The organism is Kitasatospora sp. NPDC097605 (assembly GCF_040302725.1).
Taxonomy (GTDB): Bacteria; Actinomycetota; Actinomycetes; order Streptomycetales; family Streptomycetaceae; genus Kitasatospora.
This window is the reverse complement of sequence record NZ_JBEOSF010000019.1, coordinates 44,238-65,315: the sequence shown is the minus strand read 5'-3', so window position 1 is coordinate 65,315 and position 21,078 is coordinate 44,238. Positions and strand designations below refer to the sequence as shown.

At 73.5% G+C, this 21,078-nt stretch carries 23 protein-coding genes and 3 pseudogenes; 17 read left to right on the top strand and 9 right to left on the bottom strand.

The features are described from left to right. Nucleotides 1-9: 9 nt before the first annotated feature. Both ABTX81_RS22175 and ABTX81_RS39690 read left to right on the top strand, forming a co-directional pair. Nucleotides 10-441, top strand: a pseudogene (locus ABTX81_RS22175) (hypothetical protein); the annotation flags it as partial. 92 nt (nucleotides 442-533) lie between these two features. Beyond that, nucleotides 534-815, top strand: a pseudogene (locus tag ABTX81_RS39690) (arylamine N-acetyltransferase); the annotation flags it as partial. 152 nt (nucleotides 816-967) lie between these two features. On the opposite strand, the gene ABTX81_RS22165 reads toward ABTX81_RS39690, so the two are convergent. The 3 genes from ABTX81_RS22165 to ABTX81_RS22155 all read right to left on the bottom strand — a co-directional run bounded on the left by ABTX81_RS22165 (nucleotide 968) and on the right by ABTX81_RS22155 (nucleotide 3,632). Beyond that, nucleotides 968-1,375 (bottom strand): hypothetical protein, encoded by a 408-nt coding sequence (locus ABTX81_RS22165; protein ID WP_350548493.1) that lies wholly within the window; start codon nucleotides 1,373-1,375, stop codon nucleotides 968-970. A gap of 153 nt (nucleotides 1,376-1,528) precedes the next feature. Further along, a complete protein-coding gene (locus ABTX81_RS22160; RefSeq protein ID WP_350548310.1) occupies nucleotides 1,529-3,118 on the bottom strand; it encodes a serine protease in 1,590 nt (529 codons plus the stop codon). 70 nt (nucleotides 3,119-3,188) lie between these two features. Next, entirely contained in the window at nucleotides 3,189-3,632 is a 444-nt protein-coding gene (locus tag ABTX81_RS22155) for a hypothetical protein (protein WP_350548308.1), read from the bottom strand. 111 nt (nucleotides 3,633-3,743) lie between these two features. Here ABTX81_RS22155 and sigJ point away from each other — a divergent pair, with 111 nt between their 5' ends. Together sigJ and ABTX81_RS22145 are read left to right on the top strand one after the other, a co-directional pair. Then, the gene (gene sigJ, locus ABTX81_RS22150; RefSeq protein WP_350548306.1) at nucleotides 3,744-4,676 is read left to right on the top strand and encodes an RNA polymerase sigma factor SigJ; all 933 of its coding nucleotides are present in this window, start codon (nucleotides 3,744-3,746) and stop codon (nucleotides 4,674-4,676) included. A gap of 597 nt (nucleotides 4,677-5,273) precedes the next feature. Then, nucleotides 5,274-6,671 (top strand): hypothetical protein, encoded by a 1,398-nt coding sequence (locus ABTX81_RS22145; RefSeq protein ID WP_350548304.1) that lies wholly within the window; start codon nucleotides 5,274-5,276, stop codon nucleotides 6,669-6,671. 69 nt (nucleotides 6,672-6,740) lie between these two features. On the opposite strand, the gene ABTX81_RS22140 is transcribed toward ABTX81_RS22145, so the two are convergent. Next, nucleotides 6,741-7,418 (bottom strand): NUDIX domain-containing protein, encoded by a 678-nt coding sequence (locus tag ABTX81_RS22140; RefSeq protein ID WP_350548302.1) that lies wholly within the window; start codon nucleotides 7,416-7,418, stop codon nucleotides 6,741-6,743. After that, nucleotides 7,415-7,651: a hypothetical protein gene (locus ABTX81_RS22135; RefSeq protein WP_350548300.1), complete on the bottom strand. Its 237-nt coding sequence runs from the start codon at nucleotides 7,649-7,651 to the stop codon at nucleotides 7,415-7,417. The genes ABTX81_RS22140 and ABTX81_RS22135 overlap by 4 nt, the downstream gene beginning before the upstream one ends. 139 nt (nucleotides 7,652-7,790) lie before the next feature. On the opposite strand from ABTX81_RS22135, the pseudogene ABTX81_RS22130 reads away from it, so the two are divergent. From ABTX81_RS22130 to ABTX81_RS22120, 3 genes and pseudogenes are all read left to right on the top strand, one after another. Next, nucleotides 7,791-7,991: pseudogene (locus ABTX81_RS22130) on the top strand (helix-turn-helix domain-containing protein); the annotation flags it as partial. A gap of 24 nt (nucleotides 7,992-8,015) precedes the next feature. Beyond that, nucleotides 8,016-8,633, top strand: coding sequence for a DUF5753 domain-containing protein (locus tag ABTX81_RS22125; RefSeq protein ID WP_350548477.1), 618 nt, complete (start codon nucleotides 8,016-8,018; stop codon nucleotides 8,631-8,633). After that, nucleotides 8,620-8,829, top strand: coding sequence for a DUF397 domain-containing protein (locus ABTX81_RS22120; protein WP_350548298.1), 210 nt, complete (start codon nucleotides 8,620-8,622; stop codon nucleotides 8,827-8,829). Before ABTX81_RS22125 ends, ABTX81_RS22120 begins: the two co-directional genes overlap by 14 nt. Nucleotides 8,830-8,912: 83 nt before the next feature. On the opposite strand, the gene ABTX81_RS22115 is transcribed toward ABTX81_RS22120, so the two are convergent. Further along, nucleotides 8,913-9,503, bottom strand: coding sequence for a hypothetical protein (locus ABTX81_RS22115; RefSeq protein WP_350548296.1), 591 nt, complete (start codon nucleotides 9,501-9,503; stop codon nucleotides 8,913-8,915). Nucleotides 9,504-9,683: 180 nt separating this feature from the next. On the opposite strand from ABTX81_RS22115, the gene ABTX81_RS22110 reads away from it, so the two are divergent. Then, nucleotides 9,684-9,848, top strand: coding sequence for a DUF397 domain-containing protein (locus tag ABTX81_RS22110; protein ID WP_350548294.1), 165 nt, complete (start codon nucleotides 9,684-9,686; stop codon nucleotides 9,846-9,848). A gap of 64 nt (nucleotides 9,849-9,912) precedes the next feature. Here the strand turns inward: ABTX81_RS22110 and ABTX81_RS22105 are convergent, their stop codons facing one another. Beyond that, on the bottom strand, nucleotides 9,913-11,163 hold the full coding sequence (locus ABTX81_RS22105) for a helix-turn-helix domain-containing protein (protein ID WP_350548475.1): 1,251 nt from the start codon (nucleotides 11,161-11,163) through the stop codon (nucleotides 9,913-9,915). Between the two features lie 236 nt (nucleotides 11,164-11,399). Here ABTX81_RS22105 and ABTX81_RS22100 point away from each other — a divergent pair, with 236 nt between their 5' ends. From ABTX81_RS22100 to ABTX81_RS22085, 4 genes are all read left to right on the top strand, one after another. After that, nucleotides 11,400-11,588, top strand: a complete 189-nt coding sequence (locus ABTX81_RS22100) for a hypothetical protein (RefSeq protein WP_350548292.1) — start codon at nucleotides 11,400-11,402, stop codon at nucleotides 11,586-11,588. Nucleotides 11,589-11,604: 16 nt separating this feature from the next. Continuing rightward, nucleotides 11,605-11,808 (top strand): hypothetical protein, encoded by a 204-nt coding sequence (locus ABTX81_RS22095; RefSeq protein WP_350548290.1) that lies wholly within the window; start codon nucleotides 11,605-11,607, stop codon nucleotides 11,806-11,808. Nucleotides 11,809-12,096: 288 nt separating this feature from the next. After that, nucleotides 12,097-12,681, top strand: a complete 585-nt coding sequence (locus ABTX81_RS22090; protein WP_350548288.1) for a hypothetical protein — start codon at nucleotides 12,097-12,099, stop codon at nucleotides 12,679-12,681. A gap of 32 nt (nucleotides 12,682-12,713) precedes the next feature. Beyond that, entirely contained in the window at nucleotides 12,714-13,457 is a 744-nt protein-coding gene (locus ABTX81_RS22085) for an NUDIX hydrolase (protein ID WP_350548286.1), read from the top strand. Between the two features lie 42 nt (nucleotides 13,458-13,499). Here ABTX81_RS22085 and ABTX81_RS22080 read toward each other — a convergent pair whose 3' ends face one another. After that, the gene (locus ABTX81_RS22080) at nucleotides 13,500-14,402 is read right to left on the bottom strand and encodes a trypsin-like serine peptidase (protein WP_350548284.1); all 903 of its coding nucleotides are present in this window, start codon (nucleotides 14,400-14,402) and stop codon (nucleotides 13,500-13,502) included. A 182-nt stretch (nucleotides 14,403-14,584) separates the two neighbouring features. On the opposite strand from ABTX81_RS22080, the gene ABTX81_RS22075 reads away from it, so the two are divergent. Together ABTX81_RS22075 and ABTX81_RS22070 are read left to right on the top strand one after the other, a co-directional pair. Further along, on the top strand, nucleotides 14,585-15,631 hold the full coding sequence (locus ABTX81_RS22075; RefSeq protein ID WP_350548282.1) for a protein kinase family protein: 1,047 nt from the start codon (nucleotides 14,585-14,587) through the stop codon (nucleotides 15,629-15,631). A gap of 340 nt (nucleotides 15,632-15,971) precedes the next feature. Beyond that, nucleotides 15,972-17,090 (top strand): hypothetical protein, encoded by a 1,119-nt coding sequence (locus ABTX81_RS22070; RefSeq protein ID WP_350548280.1) that lies wholly within the window; start codon nucleotides 15,972-15,974, stop codon nucleotides 17,088-17,090. A 58-nt stretch (nucleotides 17,091-17,148) separates the two neighbouring features. Here the strand turns inward: ABTX81_RS22070 and ABTX81_RS22065 are convergent, their stop codons facing one another. Further along, nucleotides 17,149-18,390, bottom strand: coding sequence for a serine hydrolase domain-containing protein (locus tag ABTX81_RS22065; RefSeq protein ID WP_502892828.1), 1,242 nt, complete (start codon nucleotides 18,388-18,390; stop codon nucleotides 17,149-17,151). Nucleotides 18,391-18,529: 139 nt separating this feature from the next. Between ABTX81_RS22065 and ABTX81_RS22060 the strand changes: the two genes are divergently transcribed. From ABTX81_RS22060 to ABTX81_RS22050, 3 genes are all read left to right on the top strand, one after another. Beyond that, nucleotides 18,530-19,687: a sensor histidine kinase gene (locus ABTX81_RS22060; RefSeq protein WP_350548276.1), complete on the top strand. Its 1,158-nt coding sequence runs from the start codon at nucleotides 18,530-18,532 to the stop codon at nucleotides 19,685-19,687. After that, nucleotides 19,675-20,319, top strand: coding sequence for a LuxR C-terminal-related transcriptional regulator (locus ABTX81_RS22055; RefSeq protein ID WP_350548274.1), 645 nt, complete (start codon nucleotides 19,675-19,677; stop codon nucleotides 20,317-20,319). The genes ABTX81_RS22060 and ABTX81_RS22055 overlap by 13 nt, the downstream gene beginning before the upstream one ends. A gap of 105 nt (nucleotides 20,320-20,424) precedes the next feature. Next, on the top strand, nucleotides 20,425-21,042 hold the full coding sequence (locus ABTX81_RS22050) for a TOPRIM nucleotidyl transferase/hydrolase domain-containing protein (protein WP_350548272.1): 618 nt from the start codon (nucleotides 20,425-20,427) through the stop codon (nucleotides 21,040-21,042). The last annotated feature ends 36 nt before the right edge of the window (nucleotides 21,043-21,078 follow it).

The window sequence follows — 21,078 nt, the reverse complement described above, 5'->3', positions numbered from 1 at the left end:
TCTCCATTCGTGCGTGTGACGCTCGTGACGCGGGGTCCGGCCCGGTGTGGCCGGTGCGTCGAGAGCGACAGTAGGAAGCCCGTGTCGCGGTCCCCGGCCGGTCGTGTCACGGCGGCTCATCGGCTGTGTAACGGCCTGCGGCGGCCCTGCCGCACACGTCGGCCACCGCCACGGCGAGTCCGTCCCAGCGGTCGACCACGAGCCGAACCGCGGCCCGCGGCCCGGGCGGCGATCGGCTCGTACGGTGGCGGTACGGGCGTCGATCTCGACAGGTACTTCGCGCGGACCGGGTGGGACGGCGGGCGGGAGCCCACCGTGGCCACGCTCCGGGCGTTACAGAACGCGCATGTGCCGGCGGTGCCGTTCGAGAACATCGACGTGGTGGTCGGCACCGTGCCGTCGCCGGAGGTCGCCGATCTGGAGGCCAGGATCGTCGCGGGCGCGCGCGGTGGGCGCACTGCTTCGAACAGAACACCCTGTTCGCCGCCGTCCTGGAGCGGATGGGCTGAGGCGTCGCCCACCACACCGGGCGGGTGGGCGCCCGCCCCGGGGAGGTACGGCCGCGCACCCACCTGGTCGACGTCGGGTTCGGCTCGGCCGACGCGCTGCTGGAGCCGCTGCCGATGGTCCCCGGCCCGGTCCGGGAGGGGTGGGGCCGGCGGCACCGGCTGGTTCTGGAGGACCCGGACGGCCCCGTGCCGGTGTGGGTGCTCCAGGTCCGGAGGGACGACGGGTGGCGGGCGCTGGTGTCCTTCACCCTCGACCCGGCGCCCCCGCCGGACATCGGCGTCGCCGACCGGTACGTGGCCGCCCACCCGCGCTCGCCCGACGGCCACCTCTCCCTGGACGGCACCGTGACGGTGGAGAAGTCGACGGCGAGCGGGGCGTCCGGGCGGTGCTGGAGGCGGAGTTCGGCCTCCAGCACCGCCGCCCGGCCTGCGTGCCGAGCGCGAGGACTGACCGGGGCTCAGCAGACGGGCGGCACCGTGACCGTGGCGCTCACCGTCGGCCGGCCCTGCCGGGTGGTGGTGAAGGTGGCGGTGATGCCGACGCCGCACGGGACGGTGGCCGCCACCGGGCCGACCGTGATCCCGCCGGCCCCCACGACGGCGCCGAGGTCCTCGCGTTCCAGGCTGCTGCCGGTGGTGGTCCGGAGTTCCAACTCGAAGCCGGCCATCTGCGGGGGCCCGCCGGCCGACCCCACCCAGCCGGTGGCGGACGCGAGGCGGCCGTCGACCGTCAGGCAGACCGACGTCCCGACACCGTAGCCGCAGGTGGTCGTGCCGGTGGTCCGGGCGGTGGCCTGGGTGGCGCCCGCGACGCCGAGCCCGGACAGCGCGGCACCGGCCGCGAGGACGGCGACAAGTCGCTTCATCGGGGTTCTCTCCTTCGAGGAGGGGCTTTGACAGCTTGATGCAATGTCACGCTTCACATGGCCAATGCTTCCACCCGCGCACCCGATCGACCCGAAACCCCTTGAGGCATACCGGTTTTGGCCCCCCGGTGGCGCGAATCAGCACTCCACGCGTCACTCGGTGCGGTAGGCGTCGAAGACGGTCTGGTCGAGGGTGTTGCCGTCGGTGTCGGTCAGCTCCGCGCGCAGCGCGACGCCGGTACCGGCCGCCGGGTTCTGCACGGTCACGGCGTCGGCCTCGACCGGGAGGCGGGTCCACGAGGCGCCCCCGTCGGTCGACGCCGAGACCGTCAGCGCGCGGACACGGCCGTCCGCGGCGGCGCCCTGCACGGTGAGCGGCACCCGCAGCGCGCTCCCGGCCGTCGCGGTGCCGGCCGGGCTCAGCTCGGGCGAGAACCGCACCACGCTCACCGGCACCGGGGTCGGCCCGCCCGTCGCGGCCGACGCGAAGGTCCACGACGCGTTCACCCGGGTCGTCGCGCCGGTCGCCGCCCGGCGGGTCGCCGTGGCGGCCAGGCGGTACGAGGCCTGCCCCGGGGGCACGGTGAACTCGGCGCGTCCGGCCGCGCTGTCCGCGCCGGACCGGGTGCCGACCAGCGCGCCGTCGCGGTAGAGCGAGGTGAAGGCCGCGTCGAAGGACGGCTCCGACGGCGCGTGGCCGTCGCCGTCGCCGAGCAGCGGGAGGTCGGCGACGAGGGTGTCGCCGTCCCGCACGACACCCCGGCGGTCGGTGAGGGTGGGGCCGAAGACCGGGCTGTCGAAGGTGTGCGTGGTCGTCGCCCCGGCGCGCAGCGCGATGCGGTTGGCGAAGTAACGGTTCCTCGGCGCGCCCTCCGCCCCGGGCGGCGCGAGGGAGACGTCCCAGGTGCCGCGCTGCGGCGTGACGAGGAAGGTGGCGGTACCGGGGACGGGCATCTCCTGCGCGACGCCGATGGTCGGTCCGGCGCCCTGACCGGGGGTCGGTGCCAGGTCCATGAGCGCCGTCCCGCCGGCCCCCGGCCGCGCCGCGCCGCGCAGCTGGAGGGTCGCCAGCTCCGCCGCGGCGTACTGGCGGGTGAGCCCGGTCAGGGCGCGGGTGCCGGAGAAGGTCTGGCCGAGCGCGTAGGTGGCGGTGTCGCCGGTCCAGTACGTGTCGTACCACTGCCGCACCGCCCCGGCCTCGGTCTCGGGGCCGAGGTGGGCCACCCGCAGCGGCGTCGCCCTCAGCCTGACCATGCTGGCCATCCGGGTGGCGCCCCCGTGGGTGACCTCCAGGAACATCCCGCCCTGCAGGAAGCGCGCGGAGCCGTCGGCCGGGCGGACGTCGACCGGGGCGGTGGTCCGGGCGTCGACGGTGACGGTGGTGTCGCGGTCGAGGTCGAGGCGGGGCTGGACGATCCAGTCGGTGCCGTCCTCCGGCCGCCCCGTGAACAGGCTGCTCTCCAGCAGGTAGCGGCCCTTGGGCAACCGCACGGTGGTGGTCCCGGACTCGTCGTACGGGTGCACCAGCTCGGCGGCGCCCGCGCCGGAGATTCCGGCGACGGTGGTGGAGTACCGCTCCGGCGCCTGGCCGGCGCGGTCGAGGTGCCGGATGGTGAGGGTGTACGTCTCGGCCTCCGCGGCGAAGGCCGCGCCGCCCCAGGCGGGCGTCACACCGCCCACCAGCGTGACGGCGACGGCCAGGGCGCGGAGGACGTTCCGGCGGGGTACAGGAGGAGTGCTCATGCCCTGACCTGCCCGCACGGCCGCCGGAGTTCCTGTGATCCGGACCACGTCCGGCCCGGGCGGCGCCCCCTCAGCCGCGGCGCGCGCCGGCGCCGGCGGACAGGCCCCGGCCCAGGTCGAGCAGGCTCAGGCCGAACATCAGCACGCCCAGGGGCACGTGCGGCGCCGACTGGCGGGCGACGCCCAGCACCACCTGGACCGAGGCCAGCGCCAGGAATCCGGCGGCGTACCCGATCGGCCGGGCCGGGCCGCCGCCCGGCCGCCAGGCCAGGATCGCGGCCAGCAGGTAGAGCATCGAGGCGCCGTACATCACCCGCGCGCCGACGCTGTGCAGCGTCTCGCCGTAGGAGGTGGAGAGCAGCAGGCCGGCGGTGGTCGCCTGGAAGAGGACCGCCAGGGTCTGCAGGGCGAGCGCGACCCGGAGGAACGTGACGCCACGACGCCGGGTGGTCGGTGCGGCGGTCGGTGTGGTGGTCGGTGCGGTGGTCGGTGCGGCACTCGACGGGATGGCCATGGTGCGGTCCCTCTTCCTGCCTCGCGGCGGTCGATCGGTAGTGTCCCGGTGATTCGACGACGCGGGCCCGCGAAGTGTGAGGCGGGTGGGGACGAACGGGGGGCGACCGGCATGGACACCGAGGACGCGCGGTCCGGAGGACTCGTGGAGGCGGCCGTCGGCGAGCGGCGCCACCTGATCAACCTCGCCTACCGGATGCTCGGTTCACCGGCCGAGGCCGAGGACGCCGTGCAGGAGGCGTACGCCCGCTGGTACGCGCTGTCCGCGGCGCGGCGGCGCACGGTCCTGGCGCCCGGGGCCTGGCTGACGACGGTGGTCAGCCGGATCTGCCTGGACGTGCTCGGCTCGGCGCGGTTCCGGCGCGAGCGCTACGTCGGCGAGTGGCTGCCGGAGCCGCTGCCCGACCGCGCCGAGTGGCCCGGCGCCGGCGGGGACGGGTCCGCCGATCCCGCCGACCGGATCACCCTGGACGAGTCGGTGGGCATGGCCTTCCTCGTCGTCCTGGAGTCGATGACGCCGGCCGAGCGGGTGGTGTTCGTCCTGCACGACGTCTTCCGCTACCCGTTCCCCGAGATCGCCGTGATCGTCGACCGCACACCGGCGGCCTGCCGGCAACTGGCCTCCTCGGCCCGCCGACGGGTCCGCGCCGCACGGGTCCCCGACCTCGGGCGGACCCAGCAGGCCGGTGTGGTACGGCGGTTCAGGGAGGCGTGGGAGGCCAAGGACATCGAGGCCCTGGTCGGCCTCCTCGACCCGGCCGCCACGATGGTCGCCGACGGCGGCGGCCTGGTCGGCGCCGTGCTCCGCCCGGTCGAGGGCGGCGCGCGGATCGCCCGGTACCTCGTCCTGATGGCCGAGAAGGCGCCGGGCCTCACCCTCCTGGAGCGCACCGTCAACGGTTCCCCCGGCCTGGTCGCCCGACGCGACGGCGTCACCGCGACGGTGGCCGCCCTCGACCTCGTCGACGGCCGGATCACCCGCATCTGGGCGGTCCGCAACCCGGAGAAGCTGAGCCGCTGGACGGCGCCCGCCGGCAGCGCCTGAGCGACGGGAACCCAGTGCGCGGCACGGGAGTTCGGCGGGCGTGACGTCCAGCTCCCGGCGTATGAGATGCCAGGGGGCGTACGCCGGGGGGCGCGCGGACAGGGGTAACACGCTGGCAGGGCGAGGTCCGGCCGGCGCGGTCCGGCCGCGGCGAATCCGCTGGTCAGACAGGGCCCCGAAGGCGTACGGAAGTTCGATCAACCCCCGCTCGCCCGCCGTTTCCGAGCCAAGGCGAGCTTGCGGCCGGAAAGCCTTGCCCCGGCGCGCGCCGGTGCGCCACGATGGCGACGCGGCCGGTTCCGCAGGACCGGTCGGCGGCCTGAACCTCCGGCATATGCCAATGGCAGGTGGCCCCGTGTTGCCCGGGCAGGCGTCCTACCGCCGCCTGACCCCCCGGACGGATCCGTCACCCTCCGTACGGCACGCCCCTCCTGGCCCGCACGCCGCATCGACCGATGCCGTCATGCGGCCAGACGTTCCCGCACCGATCCTTCCCTCCCGCCCGCTCGGGCATGCGCGCAAACGGAGCGCACCCGCGGGCACCCGTCGTTCCCGGGCCCCTGCCCGGCCTCCCCCTCAGCGAAAGAGGATTCTGTCATGCGCATGCTCAGCGCGCGCCGCCTCGCCGCAGCGACCGGCGTCGCCATCGCCCTCGTCACCGCCGTCCCCGCCAGCGCCACGCCCGGGGCGCTGGACACCACCTTCGGCGTCGGCGGCAAGGTGACCACCGACTTCGGTGGCACGCCCTCGCTCCCCGACGTCGGCAACGCGCTGGCCATCCAGCCGTCCGACGGGAAGATCGTCACCGCCGGGCGACTGGGGCTCAGCATCCCGGTCACCCCCAGCAACTCCCAGTTCGCGCTGGCCCGTTACAACACCGACGGGTCCCTGGACACGAGCTTCGGCGCCACCAGTCCCGTCCCCGGCACCGTCGCCTTCTCGGTCCTCGGCTCCCCCACCACCAACATCGCCCGGGCCGTGGCGATCCAGCCCTCCGACGGGAAGATCGTCGTCGCGGGCTTCACCGGCTTGAACGAGCAGACCGCCAGCGCCGCGTTCGCCCGGCTGAACACCGACGGAACGCTCGACACCTCCTTCGGCACCGGCGGCAAGGTCGTGCTGAACATCTCCGGCGGCCTCGGCGACGGCATCCGAGGCCTGGTCGTCCAGCCCGACGGCAAGATCGTCGGCGCCGGCGCGGCCGGACCCAACGGCCTGCTGGTGCGGCTGAACACCGACGGCAGCCTGGACACCACCTTCGGCGGCGGCCTCGGGCTCACCACCCTGCAACTCGGCGCCTCCAGCCACTTCTTCGGGCTCGCCCAGCGCAACGACGGCAAGCTCATCGCCGGCGGATTCAACGTCAACGCGCTGACCGCCAACACCAACTTCCTCGCCGCGCGGTTCAACACCGACGGCAGCCTGGACACCACCTTCGGCACCGCCGGCTCCGCCCACGTCTCCTTCGGGCTGCTGTCGGACCTCGCGTTCGGCATCACCCTGACCAACGGCGGCAACAACGGCAAGATCGTCCTCGCCGGCCTGGCTCAGTCGATCGACCCGTTCAACATCATCGGGAGCGGCGCCTTCGGCCTGACCGAGCTGAACGCCGACGGCAGCCTCAACCTCTCCTTCGGCACCCTCGGCAAGACCACCACCAAGGTCAGCCTGCTCGGCGACGAGGCCCGCTCCGTCACCATCGGCCCGGCCGGCAAGATCTACGCCGCCGGCGAGAGCAACGAGGTCTCCCCCTTCCCGCTCGACCCCACCAGCGGCGTGCAGACCGTGCTCCGCTACACCTCCAACGGCCTCCTCGACACCAGTTGGGGCACGTCGGGCATCGTCACCACCCCCTTCGGCACCGGCGGTGCGTCGGCCCGCGGCGTCGCCCTCGACTCCAGCAACCGCCTGGTCACGGCCGGAACCGCCACCGTGACCAAGCCCGACCTCACGCCCGGCTTCGACTTCACCGCCGCGCGCTACCAGACCAACTGACCCCGAGCGGACGGACCCCGGGGGCCGGAACCAGCTGGTTCCGGCCCCCGGGCCGTGCTTCGGGTCGGGCTATTCGGCGGGGGTGCCGCGGAGGAGGAGGGGGAGGTGGATGCCGCGGGTGAGGGCGGTGAGGGCGTGGGTGGTGCGGCGGTGCTGGTCGGGGGGCATGGCGTCGGCGAGTTGGTGGGGGTGGAGCCAGTGGACGGCGGTGATGGTGGCGGGGGGCCGGTGGCGGGCGACGATGTCCTCTTGGGCGGGGGTGAGGTGGCCGCCCCAGTAGACGAAGTTGATGCCTTCGGGGAGGGTTCGGGCGTCGACGTAGTCGGTGGCGAGGATGTGGCGGAGGGGGAGGACGAGGCCGGTTTCGGTCTCGGTGTGGCGGCGGGCGGCGAGGTGGGGGAGTTCGTTGGCCTCGGCGCTGCCGCCGGGGAGGGTGAGGCCGCTGCGGTAGGCGGTTCCGATGAGGAGGACGGCGCCGTCGCGGTTGAGGATGAGGGTCTGGTGGCCGAGGCGTCGGCGGGGCGGGGTGGTGAGGATGGTGGGGAGGTTGTGCAGCATGCGGGGGTGCTCCTGTTCGTGCGAGAGCCAGGTGAAGCAGGCGGGCAGTCCGGCGCAGATGCCGGCGGTGAGGATCAGCCCGGATATCAGCAACTGCGGCGCGAGCGGCCCGTCGTGGATGGGCCAGCAGGCGGCGGCGGTGAGGGCGGAGAGGGCGGCAACGCCGAGGACGGCGCCGAGCAGCTTCACGCCACGTCGGCGGTGCGCGGCCGGCTGGGGTGCTGGACGCTGACGAAGCGGGGCTCGGCGAGCGCCTGGAGGAACTCGGGCTTGGTCGTCCACTCGCAGCCCCCGGATTCGGGGCGGAGGTAGACGAGCCCGGCGAGGGTGTCCATGTAGACGGCCTCGACGGGATTCCCGGAGAAGTCCCGGTGCCCGAGGTCCCGGACGACTTCGCCGACGGTGGGGGTGTGAATGGGCATGCGGGGGTGACTGGGCATGGGGGCTCCTGGTTGCACTGTGCATTGAGATCACTACGACCCGTATCCATGGTGGGGCTGAAGAGGCTACGATCGGAAGCCACAGAACTGGCGAATCAGCCCAAGTTCAGTTGGAGGCAGCGTGAACCGCCGAAAGCTCGATCCAACGTCATCTCCCAGTGCTCCTATCGGCATTCAAATCCGCAGGTCACGGGAGTCTCGCGGCCTGACACAGCCACAGCTGGGCGAACTAGTCAGCTTTTCGGCGTCCTACATCTCGCGAATTGAACGAGGAATTGAGCCGCCGAGTCGCCGCCTCGCCCAGGAGGTCGATCGTGCTCTCGATACCGGAGGCACCATCGAGCTGATGCTCGACCAGCTGGAGCACGCGGTACTCAAGGAAGGCTTCCCGGAGTACGCGGAGAAGGAAGCCAAAGCAGTCGCCGTGCGGCTCTTCCACCTGGGCGTGATCTCAGGGCTCCTTCAAACCGAGGAGTATGCGACGGCCTACGAGCTGGCCGCTGTTAGGCGTGGCACAAGTACTCACCAGCAGGCCGAGGCTCGCGTGAAATTCCTACTGAACCGCCAGGAGAACCTCAGGCGAACCCCGCCTCCCTTCATCCAGGCAGTGATTGACGAGTGGAACCTACGACGGCCAATCGGTGGACCGGGAGTGATGGCCAGACAGCTCAAGTCCCTGGAGCATCTGTCTCAGCAACCGCACATCACTCTCCAGGTCGCACCACTCGGCCTCGGAGAGGACCGGCCGTTCGCCCACACGGTGACACTGTTGACCATGCCGAGCGGCAAGTCACTGGGCTACACGGAGAGCCATAAGACGGGCTACTTGGAGCGGGATTCCCAGATACTGTCGTCGTGGACCAGGGACTACGATCGGCTGCAAGTCGAAGCGCTGCCCCGAGCCGGCTCATTGGAGCTGATCAGGGCGGTACGGAAGGAATTTGAGAGCCATGCAGCACGTTGACCTCACCGGGGCTCAGTGGCACAAGAGCACGCACAGTGGCCAGGGCGGCGACTGTGTCGAGGTTTCCCCTGGCTTCCCCGGTCTCGTTCCGGTCCGTGACTCCAAGGACGCCACCGGCCCCACGCTCCTCTTCCCCACCGACGCCTGGCGATCCTTCGTCACCGCCGTCCAGGCCGGCGAGTTCGGCACCATCTGAACCTCACCACCCAGGGGCCCTGACCGCCAAGGCGGCCAGGGCCCTCGTCGCTGAACGGCCGGGCTGTCCCGCACACCTACCGCCTACGCCACCCCCCACCCGTGGGCGTACTGAATGTGCAGCACCCCCGGCCCGACCCTCCGCGGCCATCCCGTCCTGTGGCCCTCGTCCTCCAACGTGACGCACTCGTGCGACCCCGGGTGCCTCAGGGCCTGGGCCGGGCCGTCGCTCACCAGCGAGTGCAGCAGCGCCCCGGTGGTCCGGAACGCCCGGGCGCTCCCGGTCAGGAACAGCGTGTCCGCCGCCAGGCCGAACCGCAGCTCGTCGCGCCATCCCTCGAAGTGCCGGGGAGCGTGGTCGAACTCGTCGTCCCTCGGGAAGTCGCTCTCCGGGATCTCCACCGTGTGCGGCCTCCCCGCCCCCAGCCGGCCCCGCACCGCCTTCCACCGCGACGGCGGGAACCCCAGGCTGTGGTGCACCAGCACCAGGTCCAGCACGACCGGCGACCACCGCCACTCCCCCAACCCCTTCGGCCCCTCACGCCGCCCCGCCTTCAGCGGCACGTACACCAGCGACCGCCGCGAGCGCGCGGCCAGCCCCCAGGCCACCGCGAGGCTCTCCGCCGCCTGGCGGTCCACGTACATGTCCAGCGACCAGTCCGTGTCGTACAACACGGCACGCCCCGACCGCGGGCCCGCCTTCACGACCCGGTACTCCTCGCCACCGTGCCGGACGCGGTGGACTGTGGTGCTCAGCTTCACCGGGCAGTCCTATCCCACGCGGAGGCCCCCTGTCCCCCGCCTTTCCGACCGCGCCTACCGTGGACCGGGGCCTAGGGAAGGGGTTCGAAAACCATGTCCGTTGACCTCACGGGTGCGGCCGAAGTCGCCGACGGCCACCCCGGCGGCGTGCCCGTCCGCGACTCCAAGGACCCGGCCGGCCCCGCCCTCGTCTTCCCCACCGACGCCTGGCGATCCTTCGTCACCACCGTCCAGGCCGGCGAGTTCGGCACCATCTGACGCGAACCCGCTTCGCCGCCCGAAAGGCCTCCTGTACGCCCGGCCCGCCGACACCGGACTCCTGTCAGGCGACGCCGGTCCGGCGGGCGAACTCACGGACGCCCGGAAGTGCTACCGGTGTGTACAGGAGGTCCGCAGTGAGGGCCCTCAGAGCCGGGCGGCGCAGTTCCTCCGGTGCGGCCTGCTCGACGAACCGCAGGGCGACGAAGGTCCGGCGGTGGTCGCCCAGGCGATGCCACATCCGCGCGCTATCCGTCCCGAAACGCGCGCGCCGTTCGGCCGACGGCAGTTGCTGCGGAGCGATGCTCGCGGCGTAAGGAACGCCTTGGTCGGGTGTCCCCAACACGGTGTGAACACCCATCCAGTAGAGCGCAACCTGCGACTCGGTGGCATCCACGGTGAACAGCTTGCCCCTTGGGGGGTGGCTCTCGACCGCCAAACGCGCCACCGCATCCTCCGCGCCGGTCATCAGGTCGAGGGCGTCACTGCGGCGCTGTCCGCAGGCCGCCGTGTAGGCAGCCGTCAGCAGGAGCGTCGCAGCCACCGCCTGCGACTCGGCCGTCGAGTCGCTTGCGAGCAGGTCGGCACTGCGGCGGAGAAGGTCCACTGCGGCGGCCGGTCGACCGGCGCGCCGCATCGTGATCGCCAGAACGCGCGCCGCCTCGCCGCGGACCACCGGATCACCGCTGGCCTGGGCAGCGGCCAGAGCCCGGTCAGCAGTGGCCCATGCGATGTCCGCGTGGGACTTCACCGCCAATTCGGTGGCCAGCACCCAAGCGCGCGCGACGAGTCCGTGGGCCTCTTCCCGGGCCCTGCCGGTCAGGCACTCTCGGGTGGCTTCCGCCGCTCCGAGCAAGTTTGGCAGGACCACGCCGAGGGCCTGGTACCGCGCGGCGGTGAAGTGTTCACGCGCCTCATGCAGCAACAACGCCAGCTGCCGACCTGTGATGGGCTCGGCGGTCAACGGCTCGTAGAGCGCGCCGAGAATGCGCGTGGCCGGATCTTGCGGGGCCGCACCGGCAGGTGACGGAAGCATCGAGACCCCGGCTGCAGCCACGCCTGCCGCGAGCAGCTGTCTGCGGAGCATCGCATCCTCCTGATCTTGTGTCACCTCAGTTGTCAGCGTAGCTGGTCGATCCAGCCCGATGGCGCTCGGCAACAGGCCGAGTGCTTCGGCCATGAGTGCGAGCGTTCGCTCGGCAGGGCGAAGCAGTCCGGCCTCGACACGGCTGATGGCCGACGCCGAATACCCGCACTTCTGACCCAACTGCACCTGAGTCATCCGCTGCGCCGCACGAGCGGCCCTGATGACCATCCCGAGCTGACGAGGCTCAAGCGTCGACAACGTCGCGACCTCCAACTACACGAGCTGGCTCGGTCGGCCACGCTACTGGCCGCACGAGACCACCGGGGAGGGCGCGCATGGCGTGTGCGTGGCACGCACAGGGCGTGCGCAGCACGCGCAGTACCCCCCGTTCGGGCTAGCGGGCGGGTTGTCTGGTGATGCCCGGCCGGCGCGCTCCCTGCATCACATCGACCGGAGGAGATCCCATGAGCGTGGTTCTGCTCACCAGGCCCAGTTCCCCGACCCACCCCACCACGGCGCCGAAGACCGGTACTCTGCGCGACAAGGAGCGCGAGGCGAGTGCCCGCACCTGCCCGGTGTGCGGATCTGCCTCCACCTTCCAGACGATGGACGGCCGGTGGGGCTGCACCCAGTGCGGCTCGACCTGGTCCTGAGAACCGCGAGGACACCATGGCTGTTTGCGCCGAGTGCCGCACCGCTCCAGCAGCGATCGAGGATCTCGACGCGCAGCCGCCACGACCATGGTGCCTCACCTGCGCAACTGCCCTCGTGCGGGCCGGCGACCCCGTGGTGAGGTACCGCGCACTCGACGACTCGGACGCCTACCGGCACGTCCTGGCGGGAGGCAGCACCCAGGCGCTGCCGTTCCGCTGAACGGCAGCGCCACCACCGGCCCTCCTCGGCCCCCGACCTGGCTCTCCGGTCGGGGGCCGCTGTACTTCGCTCGTGCCGGCCGTAGATGTGCCCGCGTTGCCGGTCTGGGCACCGTCGCGGCCGACGGCCGCCGAGTTGGCCGGTCTGGTGGAAGCGGTCGGGCACTGCTGGCACCGCTGAGGCCGACGCCGCGGCCCGTCGATCTCGTGTCCACCGGTGACGGGGTCCGGGCTTCTGTGCTGTACTTCGCGCACACAGTTTCGATACGCCCCAGGAGCCGACCGCTCGATGAGCGCCACCTGCCCGCAGTGCTCCGCCTCGGACTGCACCGTCACCGTCCCCTACGCCCTCGCGGCCACCACCCACCCGCCGCTCGACGAGCCCACCCGCGCCCGGCTCGCCCCGCCGCCGCCCCCGGCGCCGGGCCCGCACAAGAGCACCGTCGCCACCGTCTTCTACGCCCTCGCGGGCGTGTTCATCACGTTGAGCGTCCTGCCCCTCGCCAGGGCCCTCCGGGAGGACCTCGCCGACGCCGGAGCGGTCGAGGTGATCGCCGTCTTCCTCGGCGCGCTCACCCTCCCCGGCAGCCTGCTCACCGTCGGGCTGATCGCGCGCGCCGTCTCCCGCCGCCGCCACGAACGCGCCTTCGCCGACGACTACGCCGTGATGAACGCCTCCTGGCAACGCCACCAGCACGTCTGGCAGGCGTCCTGGTTCTGCCGCCGCTGCCACGTCGCCTTCTTCCCCGACGCCGTGCTGCGCCCCGACTTCCTGGCCTCGCCGCCGATCCCGCTCGACCAGTTCCCGCTCTGGGTGGTGACCGCGACCGACCGGGCCTACGGCTTCCCGCCCTCTCCCGCCGCGTCGGGCTGACCCGGAGCCCCGCCGGCTGCTTCCATGGGCGGATGCCCGAGACCCCCTCGCCGCTCCTCCCGCCGCCCGCCGAGGTGCTCGGCGTCCGCCGCGTCCGGCTCGCCGAAGTACCCGCTCCCCGCCTCACCGCCGAGGAGCGGCGGGCCCGGGACCGGGTCTGGGCGGACATGGTCCTGGCCAACCCCGCGCTCTTCGACGGCCCGGTGGTGGCCTGCGCGGGCACCTCGTGGCCCCGGCCCGGCGAACTCCACGTCTCCTGGTCGCGCGTGACCTACCGGCACTACGCGCTCCGCCGGGTCACCACCTCCACCGCCCCCACCGCCTCGCTGTCCGTGAGCGTCCTCCAACCCACGGACGACGGCCGGGTGCTGATCGGCCGGATGGCCCCGACCACCGCCGCCCCCGGACGCTGGCAACCGCCCGGCGGCGCCGTCGAACCCCCGCCCGACGGCGAGCGCCTGGACCTCGCCGCGCTGCGCCGCAACGCCGTCCGGGAACTGGCCGAGGAGACCGGGGTGAGCGCCGTGCCGACGGAGTTGACGCTCTGGGCGGCCACCCGCGGCCGCTACGGCAGCGTCGGCGTGCTCTTCCTCGCCCCGCCCCGGCCGGAGACCGAACTGCGCGAGCGCTTCGCCGCCCTGGCGCCGCCGGAACGGGAGCTGGTCGAGCTGGCCTTCGTCCGCTCCCCCGCCGGCCTTCCGGACCTGCCGGGCCCGCACGCCGACTACCTGGCCCCGCTCGTCCGGCGCTTCGCCCGCCTCCGGCCGCCGGGCTGAGCGGCGGGCGGAGGCGGGCGACGCGAGGGCTCAGGAGGGCGATCAGGCGTGCTGCGCCCCGTTGAAGACGTTGTAGGCCTCGTCGCGGTAGTAGGAGCTCACCGCCCACCACTTGCCCTGCCAGCTGTACCCCGTGACGAAGTCGCCGGTCTGCACGGCCGAGCCGTCGTTCTGGTCGTAGTTCACGAAGAACGGTCCGCCGCTGGCACCGCCGTCCAGTCCGATGCAGTTGTCGATCAGCGCGGTGGACGGCTGCTCGGGGCCGGCCACCGGCTGGCCGCCGCACCAGAACATGTGCTCGTCCTTGGCGTCCCGCTTCATGGGGATGCCGATGATGTGCGCGTAGTTGTTGATGTCCCGGTTGAACCCGATGCCGGTGGCCCCGACGACGTCCGCGATGTGCCGGCCGTCCTTGGTGTTCAGCACGATGAAGGCGGTGTCGCCCTGCGGAGCGGGGGCGTCGACCCAGCCGGCCGCCCGCCAGGTCCACCAGCCGTAGGGAGTGTTCCCCGCGTCGTAGCCGGGCGCGAACGCGAAGTCGTGCCCGCCCTCCACGCAGTGCCGGGCGGTGGCGATGACGTCGCGGTTGGCGCTGGAGACGACGTTGGCGGTGCAGACGCCGCCGCCGGTGAGCAGCCGCCCGGTGGTGACCCAGACGCTCGCCTTGGCGGAGGCGGAGGCGGAGGCAGCGGCGGAGGCCGCCTCGGGCTTGGCGGTCGGCTCGGTCGCGTGGATCGTCAGCGGCCGGCCGTCGAGGGAACTCTCCTGCTCGGGGCTCCAGTTCGTCCGGCCGGCGTGCTCCGGGTTGATCAGGACGTGGCTGTTGCCGCTGATCCTCTCGATCGGCCTGCCGCCCGTGGCCGGCGCGGCCGACGAGGCCGGCACGGCCGCCCCGAGGGCCGCCACCGCTACCAGGAGTGCCGTGAGGAGACCGCGTACGCGCATGGGGGTGTCCTTCCTGTTCACGTGTTCGCTGCGGACGGTGCTGTCCGTCCCGCCAGCTTGGAGACGGCGCGTCGACAACGAGTCGACAACGTGCCAACGGGCCGCTCCGCCGTGCTGGAAAGCGGTCGACCGGGCGGACGGCGTCGCCTACGTTGGGGCGGTCACCGAGCGAGGAGTTGGCGATGCGTCGCGCCGAAGGAACGGAGCCGGACCGGCTCGCCCGCTACGGGGCGGTGGCCACCCGGCTGTCCCTGCTGAGCGACCGGCGGCTCGGTGAGGTCGTGGCGTCCGCCGAACCGCTCGGGACCGGCGTCGGGGGCACGTCCGCCGCCCTGGACGTCGACGGGACGCGGGTGTTCGTCAAGAAGGTGCCGCTGACGGAGCTGGAGCTCCGACCGGAGAACGTCCGCTCCACCGCGAACCTCTTCGGCCTGCCCGTCTTCTACCAGTACGGGATCGGCTCGGCCGGCTTCGGCGCCTGGCGGGAGCTGGCCGTGCACACCATGACCACCCACTGGGTCCTGGGCGGGGCGTTCGACGGCTTCCCGCTGATGTACCACTGGCGGGTCCTGCCGGACACCCCGCCCGAGGGCTTCATGGACTTCCTGGGCGGGATCGAGGGCGCCGTCGCCCACTGGGACGGCTCGCCGGCCGTGCGCGAGCGGCTGGAGGCCATCGGCCGGGCCCGCCACAGCCTGGTGCTCTTCCAGGAGCACGTCCCGCAGACGCTCGCCACCTGGCTGCACGAGCACCCGGACCCGGCGCCGTACGGGTGGGCGGCGGACGCCGTGGCCCGGGGAACCGCGTTCATGCGCTCGCGCGGGCTCGTGCACTTCGACGCCCACTTCCACAACCTCCTCACCGACGGCCGGCGGATCCACTTCGCGGACTTCGGGCTGGCCCTGAGCGCGGAGTTCGAACTCTCGCCGGATGAACGGCGGTTCCTCGCCCTGCACCGTTCCTACGACCGCGACCACACCGCGGCCCACCTGCTCCGCCACCACCTCCTGGAACGCCACCGGGGTGACACGGAGGCGATCGTCCTCGTGGAGCGCTGGCTGGCCGGCCACCGGCCCGCCGGCATCCCGCCGGAGGTCGCGGCCCTCCTCGACCGGCACGCCCGCACCGCCCTCGTCGTGGACGACTTCCGCCGCCGCCTCCTCACCGAGAGCAAGCGCACGCCCTACCCGGCCGCCGAACTCGACCGCGTCACGGCCGAGGCCGGGTAGGCGGGCGGGGGCCGGGCGGATCCTGGACCCATCCCTCGTCGAGGTGGACTGTCCAGGCGTCCCCGACCGCCCTGCGCAGTTCGACCAGGGCCGCGACGTCCGCGACGGCCGCCGGAGCGTCGGACAGCCGCAGCGGGGAGTCGGGGACGCCGTGGCGGGTGTAGACCGGCAACTCGCCGTTGCCGCTGAAGGCGTGCAGCGACGGGGGCGCCTGCGGCGTCCACCGCCCACCAATCCCACATGAATCCAGGCCGAGGGTGCCGCAGGATCGTCGTCATGCCGACACCGCATCCGCCCCGGGCAGCACCGCCGACGTCCGAAGGTGGCCTAGGCTGCCCGGGTGGAGAGCGACGACCAGGTGAACGAGCACGCCGTCCGGGCCCCGCTGTTCGCCGTCCCCGGCCCGACGGCGGAGCTCGCCGAGGTGTGGCTGGGCAGCCTCGGCTACAACCGGGCCGCACCGGCGGACGTGCTCATCGCCCTCCTCGACCTCGGACACACCGGCCTCCTCCACCGCACCGACCTCCCGCCGGGCGTCCTGGACGCGGCGGTCGACCACCCCGACCGCCGGGTCTGGGGCCCGGCCGCCGAGCACGGACGGCTCTCGCCCGGGCAGTGGGACCGGCTGCTCGCCGCCACCGCCGGCCGCCCCGGCCACGTGCTGGTGAGGGAACTCGCCGCCGACGCCGCCCGTCACCGGGGCGATGGCAACGGCCCGGCGGCCGGGGCCGAACCGCCCGCGACGCCGGCCGGGATCGCCGAACTGGCGGACGCCGTCCCCGACATCGGGCCGGACGACCGCACCTCCACCCTCCCCTGGGTCGCCGCCCTCCACCACGACCCGGACGCCATGCGGCAATTGGCCGCTTCTCCGAAGACCTGGATCCGCCGCAGCGTCGCCCGCGCCCGTCGGCTCCCCCGGGACGTCGTCGAACCGCTCGCCCGGGACGAGGACTTCGCCGTCCGCCTCTTCCTCACCGAGTCCTGCGACGACGCCCCCGCCGAGCTGCTGCTCGGCATCTGGGAGGAGGGTTGGACCGGCAGCCTCTCCTTCCCCGGCCGCCCGCGCAACCACCCCGGCTTCCCGCGCGACGGCCTGCTGCGCTTCCTCGACGACCCCCGCCCGCACATGCGCCGGCTCGCCCTGGACGACCCCGCGTCCACCGCCGCCGACGCCGAGCGCCTCGCCCGTGATCCGGACCCGATGGTCCGCCGGGAGGCCGCCCATGACCCCCGGCTCTCCCCCGCGACCGTCGCCGCGCTGGCCGCCGACGACGTCTCCTACCTCAACAGCTTCGCCCACCGGCACCCGGCCCTTCCGCCGGCCCTGCTGGCCGCCGCGCTCCAGGACCCGTTCACCGCCGAGGACGCCGCCCTCAACCCGAGCCTGCCGGTGGCCGTCATGCACCGCATGATCGCGGCGGCGGCGGCGAGCGCACGGACCGCCGACACGAGGTAGGACGCAGTGGCACGGAGTGGGAAGTCGGCCGGCCCGACTTCCCACTCCACCGGCCTTCCTAGGAGCGTGCGCCCGGCGCCGCGCACAGGGCGTGGTCCACCAGCCTGCTCATCGCCCGTTCCACACCCAGCACGTCGTCCGCGGAGGTGGCGAGGACGCCCGACAGGGAGACCGTGACGGTGCGCCGGCCGTCGGCGGTAGCGGCGGAGGCCGTGACCCAGCCGGCGTCGCCGCCCTCGTGGCCCCAGGAGCGCCCGCCGCAGGACAGCGGGCGGGAGAACAGCCCCAGGCCGTCGCGGGCGCGCGGCATCAGCTCGCGGAACTCCTCGCCGACCCGGACGGTCCGCTTCATCTGCGCCGACTGCGCCGGCGGCAGCAGCCGGCCGCCGAGCAGGGCGCCGAAGAACCGGTCGAGGTCGGCGGTGGTGGAGACGAGCCCAGCTTCCCCGTTGGTGCCCGGGCCGACCTGCTCGGTGACATCGACCAGCGGCTCGCCGGGCCCGAAGCCCTGGTAGGTGCGGGCGTGCGGCTGGGGCAGCGTGGGGGACGTCCCCGGCCGGAAGGTGTGGTCGAGGCCGAGCGGCCGGGTGATCCGCTCCCCGACCTCCACGTCCCAGGTCCGCCCGGTGACCCGCTCGATCACCATGCCGAGCAGGACGTAGCCGGTGTTGCCGTAGCGCCACTGCTCGCCGGGCTCGGAGTCCGGGCGGTGGCCCATCGCCCGGGCGACGATCTGCTCGGGCGTCCAGCTGTCGTACCGGTACCGCTGGAAGTCCTCCGCCGAGGGGTAGTCCGGGTAGTCGTCGTGCAGGCCGCTGGTGTGCTGGAGCAGCTGACGGACGGTGATCGCGCGCCCGTCGTTGCCGTTGCCGGACACCACGCCGGGCAGCCACCGCTCGACCCGGTCGTCCAGCGAGAGCCGGCCCTCGCCGACGAGTTGCAGGACCACGGTGGCCACGAAGGTCTTGGTGACGCTGGCGATCCGGAAGTGGCCGTCGGCCGGCACCGGCCGCCCGTCCGCCAGGTCGCCGACGCCGCTGGTGACGGTCGTATCGCCGCCGGCGGAGGTGGTCAGCCGGGCCTGCACGCCCGTCACGCCGAGGGCGGTGATCGCGTCGGCGTCGCGCTGCAGGCGTGCCTCCGGGCGCTCGGCGGCGGCCGTCGCGCCGGGCACGGTGGTGGCGAGGGTCGCGGTCGCCACGGCGGCCAGCACCAGGCTCCGCGCGAAGGACCGCACCGTCGCTCGGGAAGCCGGCCGGGAAGCCGGCCGGATCGCCGGTCGGGTCGTCTGCTGGGTCATCGGTCGGGTCGTCGGTCGGGTCGTCATGGGTGTCGACGGTAGGTCCGGCCGGGGCCGCCCGCGCTACCGCCCACGGGTGGGAGAACAGGGTGGCGGGCTGTAGTGCCGGGCCCGGTGATCATGCCTCAGACTTGGGCGGATGAAGCACCGGGGGACCGATCGGCTGTCGGCGACATGGCGCGCGCTGGGCTATCTGCTGGGAAGCCTGGGCGCCGCCGCGCTCGCCCTGGCCGCGCTGCCCGTACTCCTCGTCGTCCCGCGGGCGGCGCGGGCCTGGGCGTCCTGGCACCGCCGCCGCGCCGGCCGGCTGCTGCGCGCACCGGACGACGGTCCCGTCCGGGTCGGGACGTGGCGCGCACGCGGGTGGCTGGCCACCTCCGTGGTGAGCGGCCCGGCGTTCGGGCTCGTCGCGGTGGCATGCGCGGGCAACGCGCTGACCACGGCCGTCACGGTCCCCCTGTGGTGGGCGCTGCCCGCCGGCACCCGCGCGGGCGGCTTCGCCGCCGGGGTGCCGCTGACCGGCTGGGGCACCGCGCTGACCCTGGGGACGGCGCAGTTCGTCGTCCTCGCGGCGCTGAGCCTCCGGCTGGTCCCGCTGCTGGCGCGGCTGCACGCCCGGAGCTGCGTGGCGCTTCTCTCCCCCACCGCTGCCGAGCTGCTGGCGCAGCGGGTGGAGACGCTGACCGAGACCCGGGCCGGGGCCGTCAACGCGCACGGTCTGGAACTGCGCCGCATCGAACGCGATCTGCACGACGGCACCCAAGCCCGGCTGGTGGCCATCGCGATGCGCCTGGGCCTGGCGCGTGAGCTGCGGGACAGCGACCCCCGGATGCTGGCCAGGCTCCTGGAGGAGGCGCACGAGAGCGCCGAGGAGGCCATGACGGAACTGCGGGCGGTGATCCGGACGATCTACCCGCCGATCCTCGCCGACCGCGGCCTCGCCGGGGCCCTGACCTCACTGGGGAGCCGCTCGGCGATCGACACCACCCTGGACATCGGCACCCTCGGCACCGTCCCCGCCGCGGTCGAGGCCGTCGCGTACTTCACGGTCGCCGAGGCGCTCACCAACGCCGCCAAGCACAGCCGGGCCACCCGGACCACCGTCCGCGTCGCCCGCGACGGCGACCGGCTGTCGATCGAGGCCTCCGACGACGGGGTCGGCGGCGCCGACGAGACGCGGGGCACCGGCATCGCCGGGATCCGCCACCGCGTCCTGGCGCTCGACGGCACCCTCCGCCTGCACAGCCCCGGCGGCGGCCCGACCACGATCACGGTGAGCCTGCCGTGCGGGTCGTGATCGCCGAGGACAACGTCCTCCTCTCCTACGGGCTGGAACTCCTGCTGACCGCCGCGGGCTTCCAGGTCGCCGCGATCGTCCAGGACGCCCCCGGCTTCCTCGCCGCCGTCGCCGGGCACCGGCCGGACGTCACCATCGTCGACGTCCGGCTGCCACCGGCCTTCCGCGACGAGGGCATCCACGCCGCCATCGAGGCCCGCCGCCGGCACCCCGGCCTGCCCGTGCTGGTCCTCTCCCAGTACGTCGAGCAGCAGTACGCCGGCGAGCTGGTCTCCGACGGGCGCGGTGGCATCGGCTACCTCCTCAAGGACCGGGTGAGCCGGGTGAGCGAGTTCACCGACGCGCTGCGCCGGGTCGCCGCGGGCGGCACCGTGATGGATCCCGAGGTGATCGTCCAGCTCCTCACCCGCCCCGCCCACGACCCGATCGCCGCCCTCACGGCGCGCGAGCGCGAGGTCCTCGCCCTGATGGCCGAGGGAAAGGACAACGCCACCCTCGCGACCCGGCTCGTCATCACCGAGAACGCCGTCCACAAGCACATCGGCAACATCTTCGCCAAGCTCGGCCTCTCTCCCGCCGACAGCGGCCACCGCCGCGTCCTCGCCGTGCTCACCTACCTCAGCCGTGTCTGACGGCCGTCGGAGTCCCGGTCCCTGACGAGGAACACACCGCCGCGGGGCGGCGCTCCCGGGGAAAATGGCGGGCCCCGTGGGGCGGGCGGGGGCAGAATCGGGCCCATGGCGGACATGGAGGCGTTCCGGGACGCGGTCACCGACTGGGCGGCCGGCGGCCCCGGCGGGCCGGCGGGTGAACTGGCGGAGCACCTGGGCGTGCGGACGGCGGTGCTGGTGGAGGGGCCGAGCGACCTCGCGGCCGTCGGGACACTGGCCGCCCGCCAAGGGCGGGACCTGGCCGCCGAGGGGGTGTGCGTCGTTTCCATGCGCGGGGCGATGAACGTCGCCCGCTACGCGAGCCTGCTCGGGCCGCCGGGCCTGGGGCTGCGGCTGGCCGGGCTCTGCGACGAGAACGAACAGGGCTTCTACCAGCGCGGGTTGGAGCGGGCCGGCGCACCGGGGGACGGCTTCTTCGTCTGCATGGCGGACCTGGAGGAGGAGCTGATCCGCGCCCTGGGCGTCCCGCGGGTGGAGGAGATCGTCGAGGCGGAGGGCGATCGCGCGGCCTGGCAGACCTTCGTCCGCCAGCCCGCCCACCAGGGCGGGCTGGCGGAACGGCAGTTGCGGCGGTTCATGGGGACGAAGTCGGGGCGGAAGATCCGCTACGGGCAGTTGCTGGTGGAGGCGCTGGAGGCCGGGCGGGAGCCGGCTCCACTGCGCGAGCTGCTGGCGGCACTGTGAGCGGGCGACGGCGGTAGAGGGCGACGTCGCCTCCGT